Raw genomic sequence first — 1445 nt, forward strand, 5'->3', positions numbered from 1 at the left:
GCACTGCTGTCCGGAAACCCTTCGGGTCACCGAAATAACCCCGGCTGAAGCGCGTCGTGGATCGCCTGTCGGTGTCGGCGCCGTCGGCACCGGTGGGCTTCCTCCTCCACCCGCAGGAACAGCCCCGTTCTGAGCTCGGCCAGGCAATTCCACAGGGTGCCGTGGAATCCCTGCCTGATCTTGTGCAGCGCCACCAGCAGGTAGGCAATGAGCGCCGTGAGCAGTTGGATGCGCACGGCGTTCTCGCTTTCGCCCAGGAACTTCTTGATCTTCAGGTGCTGCTTGATCCACTTGAAGAACAGTTCGATCTCCCATCGCTGGCGATACAGCTCCGCGATTTCGAGCGCTGGCGCGCTCAGGTCGTTGCTGACCAGCACAAGGTTGTCTTCATTCGGGCGGGCCACTTCGATCCTGCGCAGCAGCCGCCTGCACGGGTTCGTGTGGCCGCCTCGGTTGCTCTTGTTGGCTAGCCGAATGACGTGGTCGCTGACGATGCTGGCAGCTTCATGGGGCACCTCACGCGCGCTGACCAGTTCGATCGCGGCGTTCTTCTTCAGCCGCGTCACGAACCTGGCGCCGGCAGCGGCGATGCGCTCCCACCAGCCGTAATTGCAGTACCCTTTGTCATAGGCGTAGGCGGCGCCTTGTTGCGGCACGATCGTGCTGCCTACCGTCTCATCGTTCACGTTCGCAGAGGTGATCTCGAAGTGCACCGGCAGTTGCGAGCGGCTTTCGAGCTGCACGTGCATCTTCAAGCCCCGCGTGCGAGTCTTGTTGGCCTCAGCCCATTGAGAGCCACGCCCATACAAGGCGATGGTGGTCGAGTCGATCAGGTACAGCAGCTCCTTGCGCTCCTTGCGGCTGACCGCTTGGGCGGCCAAGGTGATCAGAAGCCGTGCGGCTTGTTCAAATACCTTCGGATTGCGCCCGTCATTGGCGTTCGAAAGAGTGGAGCGGTGTACCTCCACCGCGTGCAGGTGGTAATGGTGATTGCGATGCTGGTTGAACCCCGCTTCCAGCTCGCGCAGGCTGCTGACTCCGGCCAGTTGCCCATACACCATGACCAGCAACTGCTGCCAGCACCCGAACTTCTTGACGTAGCGGTCCCCGGCGTGCAGATCGACCAGCTTCTGAAACGAATCGCGCGGCAGCCCCTTCATGAGCTGCGCAAAACGGCTTAATCTATGCATGTTGCGGCGTTGTTGTTGAACAGGTTTGGCGACCGGGGTTCTATCCCCTAGACGGCCTCGTCGCAACACCTATTCCGCGCCCAGGCCATGCCGAGCGATCACCCTGTATGTCGTTTTGACGCACACCCGCGCCAGCCGCGGCTTTGCGGCCCGTGCGTCATACAGTAGTCGAATCTCGTCCCGAGCTCAGTCCGCTTTTCCGTTGTGCCGGAACGACTTGGCGCACCCTGGCGGATTTATCCCGGACAGCAGTGC

The 1445-nt window shown here is 61.7% G+C and carries 1 protein-coding gene; it reads right to left on the minus strand.

The annotated features are described in order from the left end of the window. Nucleotides 1-26 precede the first annotated feature (26 nt). A complete protein-coding gene (locus ACY0MJ_RS22300; protein ID WP_462640752.1) occupies nt 27-1190 on the minus strand; it encodes an IS4 family transposase in 1164 nt (387 codons plus the stop codon). Nucleotides 1191-1445: the final 255 nt, after the last annotated feature.

Source organism: Ramlibacter sp. bp-362 (genome assembly GCF_054956735.1).

Coding starts and splice junctions, on each gene's coding strand:
- ACY0MJ_RS22300 (WP_462640752.1), bottom strand. CDS start 1,190: ATGCATAGATTAAGCCGTTTTGCGCAGCTCATGAAGGGGCTGCCGCGC.